At 29.1% G+C, this 21,064-nt stretch carries 18 protein-coding genes and 1 pseudogene; 10 read left to right on the top strand and 9 right to left on the bottom strand.

The features are described from left to right. Positions 1 to 24: 24 nt before the first annotated feature. The 6 genes and pseudogenes from FZC36_RS02385 to FZC36_RS02405 all read right to left on the bottom strand — a co-directional run bounded on the left by FZC36_RS02385 (position 25) and on the right by FZC36_RS02405 (position 7,131). Positions 25 to 897, bottom strand: a complete 873-nt coding sequence (locus FZC36_RS02385; protein WP_148972380.1) for a DMT family transporter — start codon at positions 895 to 897, stop codon at positions 25 to 27. 74 nt (positions 898 to 971) lie between these two features. Continuing rightward, complete coding sequence (locus FZC36_RS02390; RefSeq protein ID WP_148972381.1) at positions 972 to 2,801, bottom strand: ATP-binding cassette domain-containing protein; 1,830 nt, start codon at positions 2,799 to 2,801, stop codon at positions 972 to 974. 10 nt (positions 2,802 to 2,811) lie between these two features. Beyond that, entirely contained in the window at positions 2,812 to 4,239 is a 1,428-nt protein-coding gene (gene gltX / locus FZC36_RS02395) for a glutamate--tRNA ligase (protein ID WP_420887543.1), read from the bottom strand. Further along, positions 4,237 to 4,326: pseudogene (locus FZC36_RS02735) on the bottom strand (glutamate--tRNA ligase family protein); the annotation flags it as partial. The pseudogene FZC36_RS02735 and the gene gltX, both read right to left, overlap by 3 nt. Positions 4,327 to 4,457: 131 nt before the next feature. Next, positions 4,458 to 6,305 (bottom strand): single-stranded-DNA-specific exonuclease RecJ, encoded by a 1,848-nt coding sequence (locus tag FZC36_RS02400; protein WP_148972383.1) that lies wholly within the window; start codon positions 6,303 to 6,305, stop codon positions 4,458 to 4,460. Between the two features lie 7 nt (positions 6,306 to 6,312). Further along, on the bottom strand, positions 6,313 to 7,131 hold the full coding sequence (locus FZC36_RS02405; RefSeq protein WP_148972384.1) for an alpha/beta fold hydrolase: 819 nt from the start codon (positions 7,129 to 7,131) through the stop codon (positions 6,313 to 6,315). 269 nt (positions 7,132 to 7,400) lie between these two features. Here FZC36_RS02405 and FZC36_RS02410 point away from each other — a divergent pair, with 269 nt between their 5' ends. Together FZC36_RS02410 and FZC36_RS02415 are read left to right on the top strand one after the other, a co-directional pair. Next, the gene (locus tag FZC36_RS02410; RefSeq protein WP_148972385.1) at positions 7,401 to 8,066 is read left to right on the top strand and encodes a hypothetical protein; all 666 of its coding nucleotides are present in this window, start codon (positions 7,401 to 7,403) and stop codon (positions 8,064 to 8,066) included. A 202-nt stretch (positions 8,067 to 8,268) separates the two neighbouring features. Then, the gene (locus FZC36_RS02415; protein WP_148972386.1) at positions 8,269 to 8,778 is read left to right on the top strand and encodes a hypothetical protein; all 510 of its coding nucleotides are present in this window, start codon (positions 8,269 to 8,271) and stop codon (positions 8,776 to 8,778) included. A gap of 138 nt (positions 8,779 to 8,916) precedes the next feature. On the opposite strand, the gene FZC36_RS02420 is transcribed toward FZC36_RS02415, so the two are convergent. Next, entirely contained in the window at positions 8,917 to 9,639 is a 723-nt protein-coding gene (locus FZC36_RS02420) for a division plane positioning ATPase MipZ (protein WP_148972387.1), read from the bottom strand. Between the two features lie 344 nt (positions 9,640 to 9,983). On the opposite strand from FZC36_RS02420, the gene FZC36_RS02425 reads away from it, so the two are divergent. From FZC36_RS02425 to FZC36_RS02440, 4 genes are all read left to right on the top strand, one after another. Further along, on the top strand, positions 9,984 to 11,606 hold the full coding sequence (locus FZC36_RS02425) for an Npt1/Npt2 family nucleotide transporter (protein WP_148972388.1): 1,623 nt from the start codon (positions 9,984 to 9,986) through the stop codon (positions 11,604 to 11,606). Positions 11,607 to 12,143: 537 nt separating this feature from the next. Then, entirely contained in the window at positions 12,144 to 13,655 is a 1,512-nt protein-coding gene (locus FZC36_RS02430) for a YifB family Mg chelatase-like AAA ATPase (protein WP_281284201.1), read from the top strand. A gap of 313 nt (positions 13,656 to 13,968) precedes the next feature. Continuing rightward, on the top strand, positions 13,969 to 14,364 hold the full coding sequence (locus FZC36_RS02435; RefSeq protein WP_148972390.1) for a HesB/IscA family protein: 396 nt from the start codon (positions 13,969 to 13,971) through the stop codon (positions 14,362 to 14,364). Next, on the top strand, positions 14,321 to 14,926 hold the full coding sequence (locus tag FZC36_RS02440; RefSeq protein ID WP_148972391.1) for an RsmD family RNA methyltransferase: 606 nt from the start codon (positions 14,321 to 14,323) through the stop codon (positions 14,924 to 14,926). Before FZC36_RS02435 ends, FZC36_RS02440 begins: the two co-directional genes overlap by 44 nt. A 425-nt stretch (positions 14,927 to 15,351) precedes the next feature. On the opposite strand, the gene FZC36_RS02445 is transcribed toward FZC36_RS02440, so the two are convergent. Together FZC36_RS02445 and FZC36_RS02450 are read right to left on the bottom strand one after the other, a co-directional pair. Continuing rightward, positions 15,352 to 15,765: an iron-sulfur cluster assembly scaffold protein gene (locus tag FZC36_RS02445; protein WP_148972392.1), complete on the bottom strand. Its 414-nt coding sequence runs from the start codon at positions 15,763 to 15,765 to the stop codon at positions 15,352 to 15,354. 17 nt (positions 15,766 to 15,782) lie between these two features. Further along, a complete protein-coding gene (locus tag FZC36_RS02450; RefSeq protein ID WP_246119864.1) occupies positions 15,783 to 17,225 on the bottom strand; it encodes a cysteine desulfurase family protein in 1,443 nt (480 codons plus the stop codon). A gap of 177 nt (positions 17,226 to 17,402) precedes the next feature. Here FZC36_RS02450 and FZC36_RS02455 point away from each other — a divergent pair, with 177 nt between their 5' ends. The 4 genes from FZC36_RS02455 (at position 17,403) to mltG (ending at position 20,836) form a co-directional block, all read left to right on the top strand. Further along, positions 17,403 to 18,173 carry an alpha/beta hydrolase gene (locus FZC36_RS02455; protein WP_148972393.1) on the top strand — a complete coding sequence of 257 codons (771 nt, stop codon included), beginning with the start codon at positions 17,403 to 17,405 and terminating at the stop codon, positions 18,171 to 18,173. A 173-nt stretch (positions 18,174 to 18,346) separates the two neighbouring features. Continuing rightward, positions 18,347 to 19,186, top strand: a complete 840-nt coding sequence (locus FZC36_RS02460; RefSeq protein WP_148972394.1) for a dihydrodipicolinate synthase family protein — start codon at positions 18,347 to 18,349, stop codon at positions 19,184 to 19,186. A 78-nt stretch (positions 19,187 to 19,264) separates the two neighbouring features. Then, complete coding sequence (smpB, locus tag FZC36_RS02465; RefSeq protein WP_148972395.1) at positions 19,265 to 19,690, top strand: SsrA-binding protein SmpB; 426 nt, start codon at positions 19,265 to 19,267, stop codon at positions 19,688 to 19,690. Between the two features lie 207 nt (positions 19,691 to 19,897). After that, positions 19,898 to 20,836 (top strand): endolytic transglycosylase MltG, encoded by a 939-nt coding sequence (gene mltG, locus FZC36_RS02470; RefSeq protein WP_148972396.1) that lies wholly within the window; start codon positions 19,898 to 19,900, stop codon positions 20,834 to 20,836. The last annotated feature ends 228 nt before the right edge of the window (positions 20,837 to 21,064 follow it).

Genomic DNA, 21,064 nt, shown 5'->3' on the forward strand with positions numbered 1-21,064 from the left:
TCGAGCCTATTAATACAATTCTATTTAATACATTATACTTGCTGAAATAGCTATAATAAGGCTTCCTAGAATTTGATTTAAAACCAAAGATTCTCCTAAAAAAACCCATCCTATAATAACAGAAAAGACTACTTTCAAATATTGAACAGAAGAATAAGATATTGGATCAAGCTTCTTGATAGACCATATAATTGCATAAGTATTCACAGCAGCTAAGGAACAAACTGAAACAACCCTCCATATATTTTCGTACAAGTATACAAAATCCATCAAAATGAAATCATCTCTAAAAAACAAACCGTGCAAGTTCCATATAATAGAAAACATTGTAAGGTAAAAGTAGGAGTAGAACAACACAACCTCAGGCGCATCTTTGTTATGGCTTTTTTTCATCAAAATCATGCTAATAGCAGACAAAACATTAGCTAATAAAAGAATTACACTATAAAACGTATTAATGGATAGATCAAATGGATATAAAGTAACAAGAACACCAATATATCCAAACAATATACCTAAAACTTTTTGGTAAGAAATTTTATTTCTAAAAAAAGCCCAAGAAAAAATGAATATGAAAATCGGTTCAGTCATTCCCAAAGCGCTAGATGTTACAAACGGGATATTTCTATACCCTTCGTACGTCATTATCATGGATGAAAATAACACTATAGCTCTCAAAAAATGCAATTTGTTTATTTTTGTTTTAATAGATTTAACTTTCAAAAACATTGGAATAAAAAATAATGAAGATATCAAAAGTCTTATCAGCATAAACTGCTCTGTTGGAATTTTATCTCTGGAAATTGTTTTCATTATAGAAAACAACAAAGATGAAGCTACCACAGACATCAGGGGATATGACAATAGCTTTATTCTAGATTTTATTTTCTCGTACATAATCCTTCTTTCACTACCAGCCCCTCATTATACAGGCAAGCACCACATATTCAAGTAACATAATTTAAAAACCATTAAGAAGCACAATTTTTAGTTGAAAGTTTTTTAAATTTATCACATAAATTAAATTTATCTTGACAAAGGAGTATAACTCCAGAGTTCTTCAAGTTCTCTTTAAGCTTACAAAATACATACTCTTTGTCTGCAGATGAAAGTCCAGAACCAAACTCATCCCATATGACCCAATCTGGCTGTTCAGATATCAATGCAGCAGCTATATGCTTATGCTCTTCTCCTTTTGAGTAGCAATTTTCAGACAACCCCATTTTTTCTCTGCCATAACTATAATCTGAAATTCCATCTAAGTAATCTGAGTTTGCACTAATCAAAACCCTTATTTTTCCTTTGAAAGACATATATCCTTCTGCTTCATAAACTGTGCTAATTATCTTTGCAAAAGTAGTCTTTCCAGAACCAGATTTTCCGTACAAGCAAACAAATTCTTTTTTAGAGACATTAAGACAGAATTCATCAAAAATTTTCCTGCCAGAGAAAAGCTTTAAACCCTGCTTATATTCTAAAAATGAATTCAATGGCTTATTAGAACCATCCTTACGTAGTAGGCTCTCAACGCATTCTTTATTTATTTTTCTGTACTTATCTACAGAACTACCTTTACTTGATGTGATTGCGCTTTCCTGATTCCTAAAACCCATACTATTTCTTAAGAGGTCTAAGTTATCTTGATAATCTGGGGAAAATGCATCTATTCTTATGTGCATCTCAGAATCACTTATAGGCACATTACCGAGACCAGCATCATCTTCTGTATTATAAACTTTTATTACATTTGTATCTAAATAAAATGCCATCAAATAAGATTTTAATCTTCTATACCCAACTATACATTGAGAAAACTTATCAAAATTATTCACGAAAAATAAGAAACTAAATTGCAACATTGTTATTGCATTTATTGTTCTCATTATTTCTCCATAATTATCTTTCCTAAAGAAAGGAATAAATAAGTAAGGTAAAATTGTTCCTATGTTATCTATATTTTTCCTTGTTAAAATAGATTTAGTTTTTTGTAAAATAAATTTCTTATAATTCTCCTTCAGATTATGAAATATTATATATATTTTCTTCTTCCTGAAGTTGTACAATCCATCTAACCTATTGTGTAAGTTATGTGTCTTCTCTCTTAGGTCTGCTTCATATGACTCATTAAGATCTCCGTAATAATTTAGCTTTTTCATTAAAATTGATAACATTTTAGAAAAAAATAAATGACAAATAACTATCGAAATAATTAGGAAAATACTTTTATTAATTAAATCAAACAAAATAAACATAAACACAACCAAAAAGAGAATGTTTAAAGTAAGATCTATAGCTAGGTTCATAAACAAAGTTGTGAATTCTTCACTATCTTGTGATATTTTTTGACTAGCGTATTCTACATTTTTAAAATTCAATGGAGACATTTTTCTTATAGAGTTTATAACTATACTTTCTCTCCAGTTCAATGAGAGCCTCATTTTAGAAAACTCTATTGAGCTAAGAATCGTATCACTAGAAAGGCTATAGAATAAATACCAAAATATATATTTATAAATATTTGTAGAAGAACCGCTTCCTAATATGCTATAGAAACCTAAATACCATTCATTTAGCAGCTTTCTAATATATATGTATAGAAATATACATATCAAATTAGCAAGCAAAGTAAATAAAACTTTCTTTTTTAAGAAAAACTTCAATATAGTTTTATTTATCTCAGAATCTACTGTTCTTTTCGATCTCTTATCTAATTTCTTTGGTTCTTTACCCAAATTCGATTTACCAATAAACTTAAAATAAACACTATTAAAAATATTTTTAAAAAATAACAAAATTTTCACTTTAACTCAATCAAATATTTTTTCTTTGTATTTCTATATTGTCAGACATAGTTAAAAAATTACTTACCCTAGACTTAGAAAGTTCAGGTCCTAATATACTCATAATATGGAATATACTTGGAGAAACCTGACTTCCTGTAAAGGCATATCGTATTGCATGAGCTACTTCCTTGAGCTTTAATCCAGATTCTTTTATCTCTCTTCTTAAGCCCTCTTCATCAAAAGCATTCCAATTCTGTAAGAATCTATGCACTTCTTCTGACATGCTTATCGTTTCTTTTTTGTAGATTGGCAAATTGTACCCAAAGTAATTTACACACATTTCTTTTAATTCTTGTACAGTTTTAGATCTAATTTTTAATTCTGAAATAGCATTTTTAATCATCAACCAATTCTTAGGAACAATACCACTCTTCTCTTTGTCATTTAAGTAATCTTTTATTAAATCCACTAACTTATCATCATCTGATTTTTTAATGTAATGCGAATTTATATGCAAAAGCTTATCCATGTTTAATCTGGCTGGAGACTTACCTATCCCATTCAAAGAAAACCATTCTATAGCTTGCTCTACACTTATTATCTCATCATTTCCATGACTCCACCCTAGTCTAATCAAGTAATTAAACATTGCCTCAGGAAGTATTCCCATCCTTTTGTAATCATTTATATCTACTGCTGAATTTCTCTTAGAAAGCTTTTTTCCATCTTCATCATGTATCAAAGGTATATGAGAGTATTTTGGTATATCCCATTGCATAGATTTATATATTTCATTTTGGGAAAACGTATTTATGAGATGATCATCCCCTCTTACAACATTAGTTATTCCCATTTTATGATCATCTATAACACAAGCAAATAAATATGTAGGAGTCATATCTTCTCTTAAAATCACAAAATCATATAGCTCTTCATAATTAACTTCTACTTTACCTCTTACAGAATCATTTAATATCGCTTTTCCAGAAACAGGCATCTTAAATCTAATTACATATTTTCTTGATTCCTTGGGGCTAGATTCTATTTCTTTACAATCTCTCCACTTTCTTAGTAAAGATTTATCACCTGTTTTTGAAATTTCTTCAACTTCAGATTTGGATAAATAACATTTATACGCTAAACCTTTTTCTAATAGCTCATGTGCTATTTTGATATGAATTTCTTTCTGCTTAGATTGGAAAAAAATCTCTCCATCAAAATCTAAACCTAACCAAGACAAACCTTCTAATATAGCTTTGATGTATTTTTCATCTGATCTCTGAATATCAGTATCTTCTATTCTTAACAAAAAATTGCTTTTATAACTCTTATTTGTATTTTCATTTATTTCATTGAAATTATTAGATTCCAAATCCAATCTATTCTTATTATTTATCTCAAATGAATTGCTGATTTCTTTATTTCCATTTATTTCTTTTAAAATGCTGGCTTTCACAATCAACCAATTAAAAATAGCAGTTCTCACTCCGCCTATATGTAAGAATCCAGTCGGAGATGGGGCAAATCTAGTTACAATTTTCACTAACAAAAAGTAACATAAATATAAGAAAATTTACATGATAATTATGTCTTGTAAACAAAATATATACACTATAAAAAATTTATATAAACTTAAACAATCCTTATTTACTTTATTATTTACTAAAGCAAATTCTACCTTTTGAGAATATCTATAACATTATGATTTTTTTTCTCGCTCAAGCTCAGTATTAAATCGTAATATCTATTTTCTAAAATATCCTTTGCTATTTCTTTAGAATTAAACATCCAGAAAGTTCTTTTGTATTTCTCATCTTTGACACTGATCATAATATGATTTCCTCTTTCCATAACTGATAACATCAATACATTAGACAATATAATTTTAGGGTATGGATTTCCCATTCCAAAAGGAGTAATCTTTGAAACATTTGTCATATTCAATCCATTTAAATTCAGAAATGCATCTATATTAATTATTTTCTCAGGAACAAGGTTCATTTTATGTATTTTCTGATTAATCCAATTTTTCCATTCTGAAAATTTTTCATCATTTACAGCAACACCACCAGCCATATCATGACCTCCTCCAGAAGTTGCCAATCCATTAAGTACAGATTCATGAATCACAGCACCTATATTACAACCCTTAACAGATCTTGCAGATCCTTTCCATTCATTTCCTATTTTATAAAAAACAAACACAGGCACATTCTCTTTTTCTTTTATTCTCCCAGCAATAATACCAACCAGACCAGGGTGCCAATCCTTATCTCTAACTATAACTACAGACTGAGACTCATTATCAGATTTTTGTTTGCTATCTACATTAGGTTCGTTATTAGCATCATCTCTCTCTGGTATCTTTTCTTCTTCTGAGTCTCTTTGTTTATCAGGTTCTAAATTATTATTTATATCCATGAACTTTATTTCTTTATGAATTTCTTTATAAACTTTAACCAATGCTTCGTCTAAAGCTTTCTTTTCCATTTCTTTTCTTTTTGTATTTAAAGATATTAATGATTTAGATAATCTCTCAGCTTCTACACTATCCTTAGTAAACAAAAGATCTACAGCCAATCCCGAAGAATGTATTCTTCCTGCTGCATTTATACATGGACATATATAAAATGCCACATCTCCAGCTGCTATATTGCCTAATCCTAAATTATCTATAAGAGAACGTAAACCTATTCGTTTGGTTAGAGAAACAATTTGCAAACCATACCTTACGTAAGCCCTATTCAAACCTGATAACTTCATGCAGTCTCCTATTGTTCCCAAAGCAACTAAGTCCATAAAGACTTTCGGAGAAATGTTTTGTCTAACCTTTTTTCTTTCTTCTATCATTTCTGATATTTTATAAATAAATATAAAACATAACCCTGCTGTACATAAATTCTTGTATTCTTCCTGTGTTCTAATATCAGAATCAGCTCTGTTAGGGTTTACAAACGCATATACGTTCGGGTCATTTGCAGTTTGATGATGATCTATTATACAAATATCTTTTTTACTATTATTTGCTGTGTTTTTTTGTATTCCATAAAAATCCTGACTACTTCCACAATCAAGTATTAAAAACAAAGAACAGTCAATTGATTTTAGTACATCTGGATCATGTCCATACCCATCTGATCTATTAGGAATTCTGTATTCAACCTCTATTCCATATGCTCTAAAGAAATCCATCCACATTACAGTAGAAGTTATCCCATCTACATCGTAATCACCTAAAATACATATTTTTTCTTTTTTCTCTAATGCTATGTATATTCTCTCTAATGCTTTTTCAAAATCTATTAAGGTTACATTCTGCATATACGCAGAAATTCTATCATTTAAGAATTTATGTATGTTTCCTAACTTATCTATTCCTTCAACCCTTGATAACGCCAAAATTGCTTCCAATCTATTTAGATCGAAAGAATCTTGAACTTTTTTTATTTCTTCGTTGTTACTATCGTTAAAAGATAAATAATTACCACGTAGAGTCTTTTTTCCTAAGTAAAATATATTCAATATTAATTTAAATCCTATTTTTCCAGCACTTTAATACAGTACATGGATCTAACGCTATGTTTTTTATCCATTTAGAAACTATATCTATATTTTCAGGATCATATAAATCACTAATATTTTTAGAAATTTCATACTGTATGAGCTCTGAATCGAAATTTACACTATCTCCCATAAAAAGCACTGGTGTTTTTATATTTTTAGTTTTCTCAACAAAGCTAAATCCTGAAAATTGACCCAAGCACTTCCCTAGCTTATCATCTAAAGCTCTTCTGAACTTATTCTCTTGAACTTTATATTTCTGACATACAATTTTACCTATTGTTTCTTCAGAGCAGTGCTTAGATAAATCTAAGCTATTTTTCGCATCTTTGAAGTTAGTAAATTCTCCAATATCAGGGAGCTTAAATTTAAACTCTGGGTCAAATATTTTATCTGCATCCAGTAAAACACAACCTATAAAAGGATTATTATGCATTGAAATCAAGTCACATGAGATCGATGCACCAACTCCCATTCCAACAATGAAGATATTTCTAGAATCTAGTTTAGAAATTATATGCAAAGTATCGTTCAAAAAATCATTATAAGAATATTCCAAGGCTTTGCTGCTTAATCCATGCCCTAAGAAATCAAAAGATATAACTTTAAAATCTATAGACAATTTTTCTTTTAAACCAATAAAGTCAGAACAATCCCCGAATAAGTCAGGTATACATAACACACATATCTCTGAATCCTTTAACCCTTCTGAGCTCATAAACATCTCATGAAACTTATCTTTTCTAGAGACTAAAACCCTAGAAGAATCCTTTATTTGATCTTCCATTCCCAATTCTAATTTTCATGAAAATTTTATGCAAGACAATAATGAAATAAAACACAAAATAACAAAACATAAACACTTAAAATATATCTAATTAGCATTTTAAGATATGATCTAATAGATTGAATTTCTATAATAAAATCATTAGAATATGTCTTTGAGGTTAATAAATTATGTCTATAAAATCTAAATTTCCAGTAAGAACTAAAATATACCAGTTTCTATCATTAAAATATATTTCAAGTTACATTAAAACTTGCTTCATGATGTTTATGTTTTTCTCTAACATAACACCTAGCAAGTCAGGTGCAATGGCATCATATTTTGGAACAAGGTTCAGCATGAATTTCACTGAAATAGCTCCAATAGGGCAAATAAAATTAGATACAGAAAATCTAAATATAAAGAGCTTGTTAAAAGACATAAATACCTCTGGAATAAAATCAAAAATAAACACTTCCTTTTCACATCAACTTTCTCAAGGACTAGGTTTGTTTGCTATCGGAGTTTCTTCTGATGTAGGTCTGTCTGGAAATAAAAAAGATGTAGTCAATCTAAGTGACATAAAAAACACCAAATTAAATCTTAAAACTGGAAATTTCGTACTTTCTCACCATGTTTTCTTTGGGCTTAACTTTGGAATTGCTAGAGCGTTGTTTGTTACTGGAGTAACAGGACGTTATTATGAAATAGATTCAGATTCAGAAGAAAGAATCAAATCTGGAGATTTCCAAAAGTCTTGGAATTGGAACAAGAATGTAGGTGTTGCAGTACAATTCATACTTTTCAAATTACTAGCTGAAATAAGATTAATGAGATCTGTAGGTCAAAATGTTTTCTCAAAAGCAAAGATAGAAGAAGAACCAAAATCAAACAACCAACTTTTCTATGAAGATAAAGGCCTAAAACTATCTTTCGCTGTTCTGTTTAGAATATAGTTAATTTTTTAAAATAACTACTTAATTTGCTGAATACAGATAATCTTTTGTAATAATATTATTACCTTCTATCTTAGTTTTTAGACATTTAAGTTTATAGTTTTTATTTTCTTTCATATAAAAAATTAAATACACCATTTGAACAGCTAAATTTTTAACTAAAAACTATTAATAAACTAAGCATTATCATGTAATATTCCTTATGATCAAAACAGTTCCATTAGTACAGAAAGTTATAGGAAAAATAAATCATGATATAATAAGCCCTATAGCTGCTCTGCAAATAGATTTAGAAGAGAACAACATAGAAAATGCAAAAAAGGCTTTTTCAAACTTGCTAAAAAGTATAAATGTGTTCAGAGCTGTGGCATCTGAATCCTTAAAATGGGAATCAGCTAAGCAGATATCTTACGAAAACATGGATAACATAAAATGGAATGTAGATTCATTTCCAAAAGGACATTTCTTGTCAAATATAACTATTTTACTAGCATTCATCTTACATAAGAAAAAACAAAATAGAGAAATAAACATTTCAGATAAAAAAATAGAGACACATTTCGAAATACAAAATGTAGAATTGGATGCGCTTAGCCTAAAACAAGAATCTCAATGCAGTTACAACACTTATTTCTACCTAATAGGGTTGTTTTGCAAAGAATTAAATTACAATCTGAGTTTTTCAAGCAAGCATATTTGTATAGAAGTTTAATTTGTTACAAATATTCTTAATATACTTTAATAAACCTAATAGACCTGATTTTTATTAAATACTATTAAGCTTCAATACCATTAAACCTAAGTATTAGTAAAATTTAAACAAATTTTAAATTGGATACAAGATATTTTTTCAAATCTCACCAAGCACATATTTAGATAGCATTCTAATTTCATTCTTAGCAGCAACCCTTGAAACAGTAAGTTCAGATTTTTTCAAATCAAACACTGTTCTCCCTTTATTAAAAAGCTCTTTAAAAACCACTCTATCTTTTATGAAATTAGATATTCTTCCACTCAAAACAGGACTAGCTTTAGAAAGTAATTTATATACGCTCTCTTGGTTCTTTGTTTTCCTGACATTAAATTTATTCGGAACTATAACCCAATCTAAGTTCTTGCTGTCTTGGCTTTTCTTCTTTTTAATATCCCAAATTATTTTAGAATAACAACCAGGCATAAAAGATTGTTTATTCTTAATCTGAAGAACTACATCCAAGTCTAAATAACTATCACTTATAGGAGTAACTATAATATCTGCCATCATACAAATATCTTTTAAAGATTCAAAATCCCCTCCAGGGGTATCTACAAAGACAAAGTCATACTTTTCTCTTAAAGAATCTATTTTGTTCTTAATTTCGTTACAATCCCCTTTGTAATCCATTGTTTCACATTCCATTAAAGGCAAGTCTTCAGATCTGTTATTAACATAATTAAATAAAGTATGTTGCGGAGAATCTAAATCAATGCTGCACACCTTATGCCCAATGTCTATTAGAGAAGAAATTAAATTTGCAGTTATAGTAGATTTTCCAGTACCACCTTTTATATTATTAATAACAATTATTTTCATTCATATATTGTATACCAAAATATAATTTTAAGAAGTATAAAATAAGTCTTACCCAAGAAAAAGTATGATTTTATATAGTTAAACAGATTACAATTAAATTAAATAAAGCTTAAGCAAAAGAAATTATAATAAAAAACTAGATTAGATTTAAATCAATGTAAAAAGTACAATATGATCAACACTAACATTATTTTTGAGACATTAATTTCTACTAAATATACTTTAATAGTGATTTCGTAATTATTTTATAGCATTAAAATTACTGCACGCTATTGCATATTTAAATTGCGTGTATAACAATTCATTTAGAAGTGCTTTTAAAATATTTTAATGATGTTAGGTGTATGATTTCTAAACTTTTGCTTAGAACAAAATTTAATTTTAGATTTATTCATGTTTTTATAGGTTTTATAAAAACAAATTTTTATAAAAAAGTAGTCAGATTTATTAAACACTACTTAAATAAATTCATAAAAAACCCTAATAAATTCATAAAAAACCCTAATTTCGATTGCAAAGCAAAGAGACGTATTTTTTCATCACTAAGCAATCTATCCAAAAACCTATTCCCTGTTAAAAAATCAGAATTCAAAAAATTCTTTCCTATGGCATTTATGATGTTTTTTATGCTTTTTAGCACCACTATATTGAAGAATGTCAAAGACACATTAATAATCACACACAAAGGCTCTGGAGCAGAAGTAATAAACTTTCTAAAATTCTTTGTTGTTATTTTTTCAATATTATTTATGTCTGCTTACGGTAAGTTGTCCCAATTCTTTGAATCTAAAAACATGTTCTATGTAACAATATCTTTCTTTTTATTATTTTTCTTGTTTTTCAATATAGTTCTTTATCCAAATAGAGAAACCTTGCACCCTAACATGCTTGAAATAAAACAAATCAAAGCTCTGTATCCAAGATTAAAATGGATATTACCAATGTACTCACTGTGGATATATTCTATATTCTACGCTTTTGCTGATTTATGGTGCAGCATGTGTATAAGCTTTTTATTTTGGCAATTCGCAAACCAAGTAGTAACTTTAGAAGAAAGCAAAAGATTTTATGGATCCTTTGCAGCAATAGGTTATATAGGACTTATCATAGGAAGCAAATCTATAAAATACATAATAAACAGTAAGCTTGGCAGTTTTGACCAGAAACTAAGACTAGTTATATATTTAGTATGCATAGCATGTTGTTTTATAATGTTTTTTTACTTCTTATTTAATAAAATTTTCCACAGCCAAGTTAATTTCAAATCAAAGAAATCAAAATTCTCATTAAGACAAAGCATAAAGATCATTTTCCAAAACAAAACTATAACTTATATAATGGCTATAGTGTTTTGCTATAATTTCAGCATAAGCATGGTAGAACTTACATGGAAATCTGAATTAAGGAACTTCACTAAATCAAAAGAAGCTTTTGTGAATTATTATGCTTTTGTAAATGAGTCAGTTGGTTATTCAACTATATTTTTTGCATTCTTCTCGAATATACTGTTCAAAAAAATAAATTGGTTTGGATCCGCGCTAATAACACCAGTAGTAATGCTTGTTTCTTCCTTACTTTTCTTTTCAGCAATAATTTTAAAAATAATAGGATTTAAAACCTTTTTAGGAGCTTCAATTGTAGTCATATCTGTTCTTACAGGAACTATTCATAATATAACTAGTAAAAGCATGAAATATTCTCTTTTTGATCAAACTAAAGAAATGGCATACATACCTTTAGATAAAGAGCTTAAGACAAAAGGTAAAGCAGCAATAGATGTAGTTGGAAGCAGATTCTCAAAATCTCTAAGTGGACAAATTCAAGCATTTCTATTGATATTAATACCTCAGTCTTCACAAATAAATATTGCTCCTTATTTATTGTTCTTAATAATTATTGTCTTCTATGCTTGGTTTTGGTCATTAAATAAATTAAATCTTGAACGCAGCAAAGATCTACATAAATAAATAAATATAGTAAAATATAATCATTTTTATTAAATTTAGTAATTTATATGAGCCTAGTACGGTTAAATGTTCTGTTCTAATTGTAATAAATACATATAATTTTTACAAAAATGTAAATCATGTTTATTTAGATGTTATAAAATTTATTTATTTCTGATAAATAATTTCTAGAATATATAAAAGGTTATATAAAAAACTACAAACTTTACTCATAATGTATGTAACAATAAGTAGAGATGTCAGATAGTAACAATGTTTTATAAATACAGATAAGTATATTTCAAGTCCTACAAAAATTTAATTGCAAAACAAGTATCAGTTATATAAAAAAGAAATAATTTAAGTTAAATTTTCTGCAAATTTAAATTAAATTTACATGTATATTGTGTTTTTTTTACTAAAATCACGAGGCTTACTATATTTTATTTACATAATATCCAATTCAAGCTATTTTTTATTTCAAGATTACTTGTTTGAATGTTTTGTATTTCTCTGCGATGTGATAATATTCTTCAATGAAGGTGATTTATTTCTGTAATTAAAGCACATACGGTATCTTTTCAAGGAGTTGATGCTGTGAATATCGAAGTGCAAATTCACATCAGCAGAGGATTGCCAGCATTTAATATAGTTGGACTTCCGGACAAAACAATAGGAGAGTCTAAAGAAAGAATTAGAGCTGCTTTGCAGTCAATAGGGTTCGCCTTGCCTGCAAAAAGAATAATAATAAATATGTCTCCAGCAGACATACCAAAAGAAGGAAATCATTATGATCTACCAATAACAATAGGCATAATGGCAGCTTTGGAAATAATACCTGAGCATGTCTGCAGTAATTGGATAATTATGGGAGAATTAGGTCTAGATGGAAGCATAATCAATGTAAAAGGATCTATAATTGCTTCCTTGCATGCAAAAAGCAACAATAAGGGCATTATATGCCCTGCAGAGTGTGGACCAGAATGTAAATTTGCAACTGATATACCCGTAATAGCAGCAGGACACCTGATCCAAATAATAAACCATTTCAATGGAACGCAGGTTTGCAAAGAACCAGAGAAGATGCAGATATTAGAAACTGAAAACAGCTTAGATTTTAAGGATGTAAAAGGACATGAATCTATAAAGAGAGCTCTAGAGATTGCTGCTGCTGGAAGGCATCACGCTTTGTTAATAGGATCACCCGGAGCAGGAAAATCAATGCTTTCAAGCCGAATAAGTACAATTCTACCAGATATGGAAATAAGCGAAGCAATAGAAGTTTATAAAATATATAGCATGTCAAACATATCTAATCAGAGCTTTTCTCTGAAAAACAGGCCGTTCAGAAGCCCTCATCACAATTCTTCTTTGTCTGCAATGGTAGGAGGTGGATACAAGTGTAAGCCTGGAGAAATATCTCTAGCCCATAATGGAGTACTGTTTATGGACGAACTTTCTCTGTGGAAATCTGATGTACTAAATGGAATAAGGGAGGCTCTTGAAAGTGGAAAAATAAATATTTCTAGAGCAAACTCTAAAATAGAGTACCCTTCTAGTTTTCATTTAATAGCTGCTATGAATCCTTGCAGTTGTGGAAATGCGTATGACATAAAAAACATATGTTCTAAATTTCCAAAATGCCATCAAGATTATATATCAAAAATACCAGGACCAATATGGGATAGATTCGGAATCATAATATCAGTTCCTAAACTTGCACCTTGGGAGCTAAGCAGCTCAAAGTCTAAGTCTAAATCTAGCTTTGAAATGAAAGAAAGTATAAAAAAAGCTATAGATTTTCAAAAGTCTAGATATAAGGACTGCAAATTTAAATTCAATCATGACATAAACTCATCAGAAATAAAGATGCTGAATATAACAGAAAGTGCTATAGACTGCTTAAACATAATATCTGAAAAAAGAGGAGTCTCTTCCAGGAGATATTATAATACACTTAAAATAGCAAGAACTATTGCAGATCTGGATCAGTCAGAAAGCGTAGAGACACTACACATGAAAGAATCAATAAGTTACTGTCTAGTAAATCAAGTAGTAAATATAAAATAATCTGGTAATAAAAAACATAACCAATTTCTATTCAAAAAATGCACAATAAAATAAATATAACATATAGAGTTAATGTTGCTTTGTTAGTGATAGATGGCTATATTTTTATTTCCTACACAAAAAAATGAAACTCAACATACTGGAATCCAATGATAAACAATAAATCACACCCTCTATCATGAAATATTAATTAAGCTCTTTATACAAAGATAAACAGCCATGAATCTATTTATAACACTAAATACAGTGCTTCAGCAGTGTTAATTAATTCATGTTTTTAGTAAAATACATATAAAATGAAAGGATTGATTACATGTCTTGCTCAACTGAAAACACTTACAACCAAAATATACCATTTAAAAGAGAGGATTTTGTAGCGCCAGAATTTACTGCAAATGCTATTAAAGCTATTAAAGATAACTTTGATAATTACTACAAAGAAAAAAATGTTATGCCACTTGGAATAAAAATCATGACAGAAAGAGGTGGATGCTCTGGACTTGAATATAAAATGGAATACATATTTGAAGAAAGTGAAGACAAAGTTAAAGAAATAGATGGAGTTGGAATTTTTATTCCTAATGATTCAATGGGGCATTTGAATGGATCACAAATAGACTTTGAAGAAACAGCAATATCTGCAGGTTTTATATTCAAAAACCCAAATGAAAAGTGCAAATGCGCTTGCGGAAGTTCATTTAACGCTTAATATGTCTGTACCTAAAATAAACAGAGGAAAATTCAAGATGAAAACCATACCTGTCTTGAATCCTGCTAGACCACCTCTTTCATCCACCAGAGTAATGATATTCGACACATTAGAGCACATGCATGAAATAAAAAATGTAGCAGATATATGCTGTGGAAGTGGGTCTATGGGATTAGAAGCTATTTCAAGAGGTGCTGAATTCTGTATTTTTATAGATAACAACATACCAATTATAAGAAATGTTTGTAGCACCATAAAAGAATGGGGTGTAAATGCAACAGGGCTTGTTTCGAATGCAGAAAAGATAGACAAAAATATAGTAAAAGTCAAAGTAAATGTACCTAAAATAGATACAGTTTTCATAGATCTACCGTTCAAAAATGAAAAAACAAATAGTGTTTTAGAGTCAATTAAAAACTCTGAGATGTGCTCTAATGACTGTGTTTATGTGATCAGGTCACATAAAAAGCATGATTTTAATCATGAGTCTTTCGAGGCTGTAAAAGAAAAAAGAAAAGGTATTTCTAAAATAATTATATTAAAATTAAAGCAAGACTTATAAGATTTACAAGTAGAGATACTTTCATCATACAAAAACAATCAAATTTAAATAAAGTTATATTTATTTAAATTATTCAAAAGATTCAGGTTTATTAAATAAAATCAAACATATTAGGTAGTTCTAGGGAAATAAAATTAACTTGATGTATGGTTTATATTGGTAATAATTTATTGAATGTATATAAAAAAACTGGGAAATCAAAAACAATTCTTTCCTGATTTTGTTATGAATTTTTCATCAGTATATAGATTTTTTAGCAGAACTTTCTACTTCTATCTTTATTATATTACTTTTGTTACAGTTTTCTAAAATAAAACTATTCATTCCTTAGAGTTAATTAACTTATATAAATAAAGCTATAACTTTCTTCTTAGTAATATAAATAACCCTCTGAATTGATCTCAAAACAATTTTATATTCTGGATTTATTTAGAATTACTTTTTTTCTCTTTTATGTTCTCTATAGCACCTCTAATAGCACCTTCTGCCAAAACGGAACAGTGAGTTTTAATTGGAGGAAGTTCTAAATTACTTGCAATTGACTTGTTAGTAATTTTCTCTGCTTCAGATAATGTCTTTCCCTTAACTAGCTTTGTCAAATGAGATCCAGATGCTATTGCAGAACCACATCCAAATATCTGAAAACTAGAATCAACTATTACCTGATCTTCTAAAGATTTATTCGGATCGTTTTCTATTCTTATAAAAAGCTTAAGAACATCACCACAAGATGGAGATCCAACAAAACCCATGCCTACAGCTGGGTCATTCTCATCCATAGAACCAGTGTTAGCTGGATTTTGGAATTCAGTATTTATTTTTGTATTATATTTGTGCATTTTCTACCCCTCTCTTTTTAATGATGATCATGCCATTCAACTGTTTTTAAGTCTATACCTTTTTTCTTCATATCCCACAAAGGGCTTATATTTCTCAAAAAGTTTACACTCTCAATCAAGTCATTTGTAAAGTTTTTCATATCTTCCATAGTTGTGTATCGACCCATAACCATTCTAAGTGAAGTATGAATCAAATCTTCATCTACTCCGATAGCAGACAGAACATAAGATGGCTGCAGTGTTTGGGAAGAACATGCAGAGGCAGAAGACATCGCGTACTTTTCCATTTTCATCATCAAGCTTTCACCTTCTACACAAGCAAAACTAATATTCACATTATGTGGAATCCTACTATTCATATCTCCATTTATAAAAATATCAGATATTGAATTGTTTAAATTACTTAGCAAGTAATCCTGCATCTCTTTCATTCTAATATTCTCGGATTCTAAATCTTTTGTTGAGAATTCAGCTGCTTTAGCAAGCCCAAGACAAAGCTGAGGAGATATAGTTCCAGACCTAACTCCTCTTTCTTGCTTTCCACCATCAATAATAGAATCCACTCTAGTTCTTTTTTTGATATATAAAGCACCTATTCCTTTAGGTCCATAAAACTTGTGAGCAGAAAAACTAACCATAGTTGCTTTGCATTTTTTTACATCAACATCAATTCTTCCTAAAGCTTGTGCAGCATCTATATGGAAATATATATTTTTTTCCTCACATATATTGCCTATCTCTTCTATTGGTTGTATTACCCCTATCTCAGAGTTTACCCAACTAATGCTAATTATAACTGTATTACTTTTTATAGATTTTTTAAGTTTCTCTATATCTAAAAGACCTGTTTTCTTTTCAACTTCTAAATAAGTTACTTCTACACCCTGCTTTTCCAAGGTATGACAAGTTTCCAAAGTTGCTTTGTGCTCTATGTTTGTAGTAATTATATGTGGATTTTCTAATCCATTTCTTCTTCTATTACTAATAACTCCTTTAAGAGCTAAGTTATTTGCCTCTGTAGCACCTGATGTAAAAACTATCTCCTTAGATTCAGCTCCTATTATTGATGCGAATTTTGCCCTACTAGATTCTACTAAATCTGTTGCATTCCAACCATACATATGTGTTATGGAATGAGGGTTGGCAAAAATTTTATAACTTTGAGACATTACATCTACCACCGATGGATCACAAGGTGTTGTGGCACTATAGTCTAAATATACACCATCTCCAAATGACTCTTCTCTATAAACAGAGTCAAAAGATTTATCTGAAGAAAAATCCTCAAACCTTGTTTTCTTCTGACTTACATTTTTCTGTTTTGTATTTTTTTGATTTACGACTTCTTCTTTAACAAAATTATCTCCATAAAGATTATCTTGTGTATCTCTCTGATTATTCTTTTCATTGTCAATAATCTCATTTGAGTTAAAAGCTACAAACTTATCTTTGATATTCACGCAGAAATTCTAAGTTATTTCTCTTTTCAAATCAATGAGAAAATTATTAAAATCAATTTGTATAGCATTTTGCTTTGTTTTTATGTTTTGCAATTAATGTGGTTTTTGACACAATACAACTAAAGTGTTAACTTTTTGTTGATTATTGGGCTATTTTAATATACAATTTAAACTAAGGTGAATTTTATTAAAAATAGGTTATCATTTAAAGGCTTCGACCCCTTTTCTCTGAACGGAAATCTTTACTCTGTAGTTATAAACACGGAAGAAGGACTTTTAGAAGGGAGATATTTTGAATCTTTAAAAGAAAACAGGCAACCAAAGTCAGTAGCTCTTGTACTACATCCAGATCCCAAGAAAAATGGGTCAATGAACAATAAAGTCGTAAAATCCATGTTCAATGCGTTTGCAGCACTAGGATTTGATGTTTTAAGGTTCAACTTTAGAGGAGTAGGGAAATCTAAAGGGAAAATATCAAAAGATGAAGATCAAAATCTAAAAGATGCATTGAAATGCATGGATTGGTTAATATCGAAGCATGAAGAAATTTGTAACGCGTGGATAGCTGGTTTTGCTTTTGGAGGATTTATAGGAATGAAAGCTGTAATGAGAAGGCCTGACATAACTGGCTTTGTATTAGCAAGCCCAACAGCGGAAACAAGCTCTCTAAACATGCTTACCCCCTGCCCAGACGGTATAGTTGTAGCTGGAGGGAAAGACACATTCTCTGAAGAAAATCATGCATATGAACTTTCTAAAGCTTTACTAAATCAGAGCAACTCTGAAATAGAACTAGAGTACTTACCAGAATCAGATCACTATTTTTCAAATCACGAAGACCTGCTTAGACAGAAAATAGAAAGCTTTGTAAAAAAGAGAATCAGAACTCCTTCAGAAATCATAACTGTAAAGAGAAAAAGAAAAAAACAATCTAAATCTGCTGAATAATAAATGTATATTCAGCGCATTTAGTTCGCACAAAACATAAAACAACTACCAATCCACTACAAACATATACTCTATAAACTTTATGTTCCATTATCTACATAACACCCACAAATAAAACCAAAAACATCCACAAACAAAAAAAATAATACTGAGAGCCTTTAAAACATTGCTTAATGCAAAAAAAGAAATCAAAATTAAGCAACATGCCAAAAGAAATCAAAATTAACAAAATAAAATCAGAAGTAATACCAGCGTGCATCACTCCATTTGATGAACACTTAAATATAGACTATGCATCTTTGAGGAATGTAATTCAAAATTTTTCAGAATCTGGAATAGAAACCATAGCCCTTGCTGGAACAACAGGAGAAGGAGTAACTCTTACAAAAGAAGAGAAAAACTCTCTAATACATTTTTCTAAAACACATTTTCCAGAAATAAAGGTTATAACATGCATTACTGATTTTCGAGAAACAGACATAAATTATGCAAGAAATGCAGATTGCATCATGTTCACACCGCAACTTTTCATAAAACCATCCAAGGAATCTTTTTTCAAATATGCAGAGAAAATATGCTCATTTAATGAAAATATAATTTTATACAACAATCCTTCTAGAATAGGATTTGATGCTTCAGAGCATTACGAAGAGCTGTACAGAGATTTTAAAAACATAATTGGAATAAAGGAATGCGCTGATTTTTCAGAAATAGCAAAATACCCTAAATGGAAATGGTTTTGCGGAAATGATGAGAATTACTTTGCATGCATTAAAAATAAATTCAATGGAATAATAAGCTCAACTGCAAACATTTGCCCAAAAATAGCTGTAAAACTAGAAAATGAAGAACTATGGAATAATTCTGCAAAGCAATTGTTTTCTATACCAAATCCTGCTGCAATAAAGCTAATCCTAAAACAAAGAGGGATAATAAAAACAAGTAAAATGAGGTTTGCAATATACGAAGACTCAAAAGAACAAGAAATATTGAATCACAAATACGGTAATTGAAATAATAAAAGATTAAATCACAAATGCTTTACAAAAAATTCAAAACAAATAACATACAAAACAGAAATGGAGGAATGAATGCTTAACAATAGAAAAGCTTTTTTCAATTATGAGATACTAGACAAATATGATGCAGGAATATCTCTTAAAGGATCAGAGGTAAAGCGCTTAAGAGAAGGATCTGGAGACATATCTTGCAGCCACATTATGATAAAGAATGAAGAAGCATTTATATTGGGAATGAACATAAACAATCTATCCAAGAACGATTGCTTTGATTCAAAAAGAGATAGGAAGCTTTTGCTAAGGAAAAAAGAAATCAGATCATTATTTTCTAAATCTAGGGAAAAGCAATTCACAATAATTCCAATAAAAGTGTTTTTCATGAAAGGATTTGCAAAAATACAAATAGCTCTTGCAAAAGGTTTAAAGAAATATGACAAAAGGAAAAAGATAATAGATAAAGAAATAATAAGAGAAAAAAGAAACCAAACTTCTTTTTAAAGTAAATTATTTAATATTTTAGTAAAATAATCTTACTATTCTCAATACTTCTCAAAATAATATTACAAAACACCTCTAAAGACATAAAAGACACAAACATAAAGCTTTATTTAAATTCAAATAAGTTTCTGTACAAAACTATTTATGTGTTTATAAATATACAAATAAAACCAAATAATGTAGAATCTAGCTATTCAGACAGGTGAAATGAAATTTTCTAAAAAACTACCACTTTTTGTGTCAACATCTTTTTACTGTACATTTTTTTTAACGGCATTGCTTTGTTTTTCTAAGCCTAAAAAAACAACATTTATTATACCAAACAGCAAAAACTTATCAGATAGATATAGAAAAACAAAGAAAAATTTATCATTTCCTATAATAACAAACATTTTTATATCTACTTTTCATATAAAAAGAGGTGAATATAGTGGAGGAAGCAATCTTCAGCTCTTATTAAATATGTTACTCAACAAGCAAGTTATGAGAAAAATAACATTTCCTGAGGGCATGTCTTCTGTGCAAATATATGACACTTTGAAAGAACGAGAAGACCTAACTGGAGAAATAAAACACACACCTGAAGAAGGAACTCTGTACAACTCAACATATGTATACACACTACACTCAGATAGAAATCAATTAATAAGAAAAATGGAAGAAGAGTTTGTCAAAGCTTCAGAAGATATTTTTAAAAACTCATATTCAATCTGGAAAAATAAAAAAGATTGGATAACATTTGCTTCAATAATAGAGAAAGAGGGAAAAGAGAAAGAAGAAAAAGAAAAAATTGCATCAGTATTTCTAAACAGAATAAAAAGAGGTATGAAATTTGAATCATGTGCAACAGTTTTATACTTCAAAACACAAGGAAAATACAATCTAAACAAGCTAATGTTCAAAGATCTATTAGAAAAAAATCCTTTCAATACATACAGAAACAAAGGACTTCCTCCAAAACCAATCACGAATCCAAGCGTAGAATCTTTGCTTATAGCTTTAAATCCTAAGCCAACTGAAAACTTATTCTTTTTCATAAGGGATAATAAAACTATATTTTCAAAACGCTTCTCTAATCATGTTAAGAAAAAATCAAAACAAAACAGTAAAAATATTAAGACTAATAAGCAGAACATTACACCTTAAGCTAGTAAGAGCAATAAAGAATAATATAAATAATCCACAAAAAAGAATGATGCTTATTTGTAAACAACTTTATTTACTAGCACAGTTTTTATAATTTAATATTTTCATGCTTGCTAGATATGATAAATTCCATTCTAGATAAAAAAAGATATAGAAAATAGACTCAAAAGTCTATAAAACTAAGCATATATTTTGATTCCAAATGTTTACCAGAATGATAAACAAAAT

This window comes from Candidatus Nesciobacter abundans (assembly GCF_008189525.1).
In the GTDB taxonomy this organism is placed as follows: Bacteria; Pseudomonadota; Alphaproteobacteria; order CAJXXZ01; family 1604HC; genus Nesciobacter; species Nesciobacter abundans.

What these genes read in the sequence shown, in the direction of transcription:
- FZC36_RS02385 (WP_148972380.1), bottom strand. Translation starts at nt 897, where the DNA reads ATGTACGAGAAAATAAAATCTAGAATAAAGCTATTGTCATATCCCCTG.
- FZC36_RS02405 (WP_148972384.1), bottom strand. Translation starts at nt 7,131, where the DNA reads ATGGAAGATCAAATAAAGGATTCTTCTAGGGTTTTAGTCTCTAGAAAA.
- FZC36_RS02410 (WP_148972385.1), top strand. Translation starts at nt 7,401, where the DNA reads ATGTTTTTCTCTAACATAACACCTAGCAAGTCAGGTGCAATGGCATCA.
- FZC36_RS02415 (WP_148972386.1), top strand. Translation starts at nt 8,269, where the DNA reads ATGATCAAAACAGTTCCATTAGTACAGAAAGTTATAGGAAAAATAAAT.
- FZC36_RS02420 (WP_148972387.1), bottom strand. Translation starts at nt 9,639, where the DNA reads ATGAAAATAATTGTTATTAATAATATAAAAGGTGGTACTGGAAAATCT.
- FZC36_RS02425 (WP_148972388.1), top strand. Translation starts at nt 9,984, where the DNA reads ATGATTTCTAAACTTTTGCTTAGAACAAAATTTAATTTTAGATTTATT.
- FZC36_RS02435 (WP_148972390.1), top strand. Translation starts at nt 13,969, where the DNA reads ATGTCTTGCTCAACTGAAAACACTTACAACCAAAATATACCATTTAAA.
- FZC36_RS02440 (WP_148972391.1), top strand. Translation starts at nt 14,321, where the DNA reads ATGAAAAGTGCAAATGCGCTTGCGGAAGTTCATTTAACGCTTAATATG.
- FZC36_RS02445 (WP_148972392.1), bottom strand. Translation starts at nt 15,765, where the DNA reads ATGCACAAATATAATACAAAAATAAATACTGAATTCCAAAATCCAGCT.
- FZC36_RS02460 (WP_148972394.1), top strand. Translation starts at nt 18,347, where the DNA reads ATGCAAAAAAAGAAATCAAAATTAAGCAACATGCCAAAAGAAATCAAA.
- smpB (WP_148972395.1), top strand. Translation starts at nt 19,265, where the DNA reads ATGCTTAACAATAGAAAAGCTTTTTTCAATTATGAGATACTAGACAAA.
- mltG (WP_148972396.1), top strand. Translation starts at nt 19,898, where the DNA reads ATGAAATTTTCTAAAAAACTACCACTTTTTGTGTCAACATCTTTTTAC.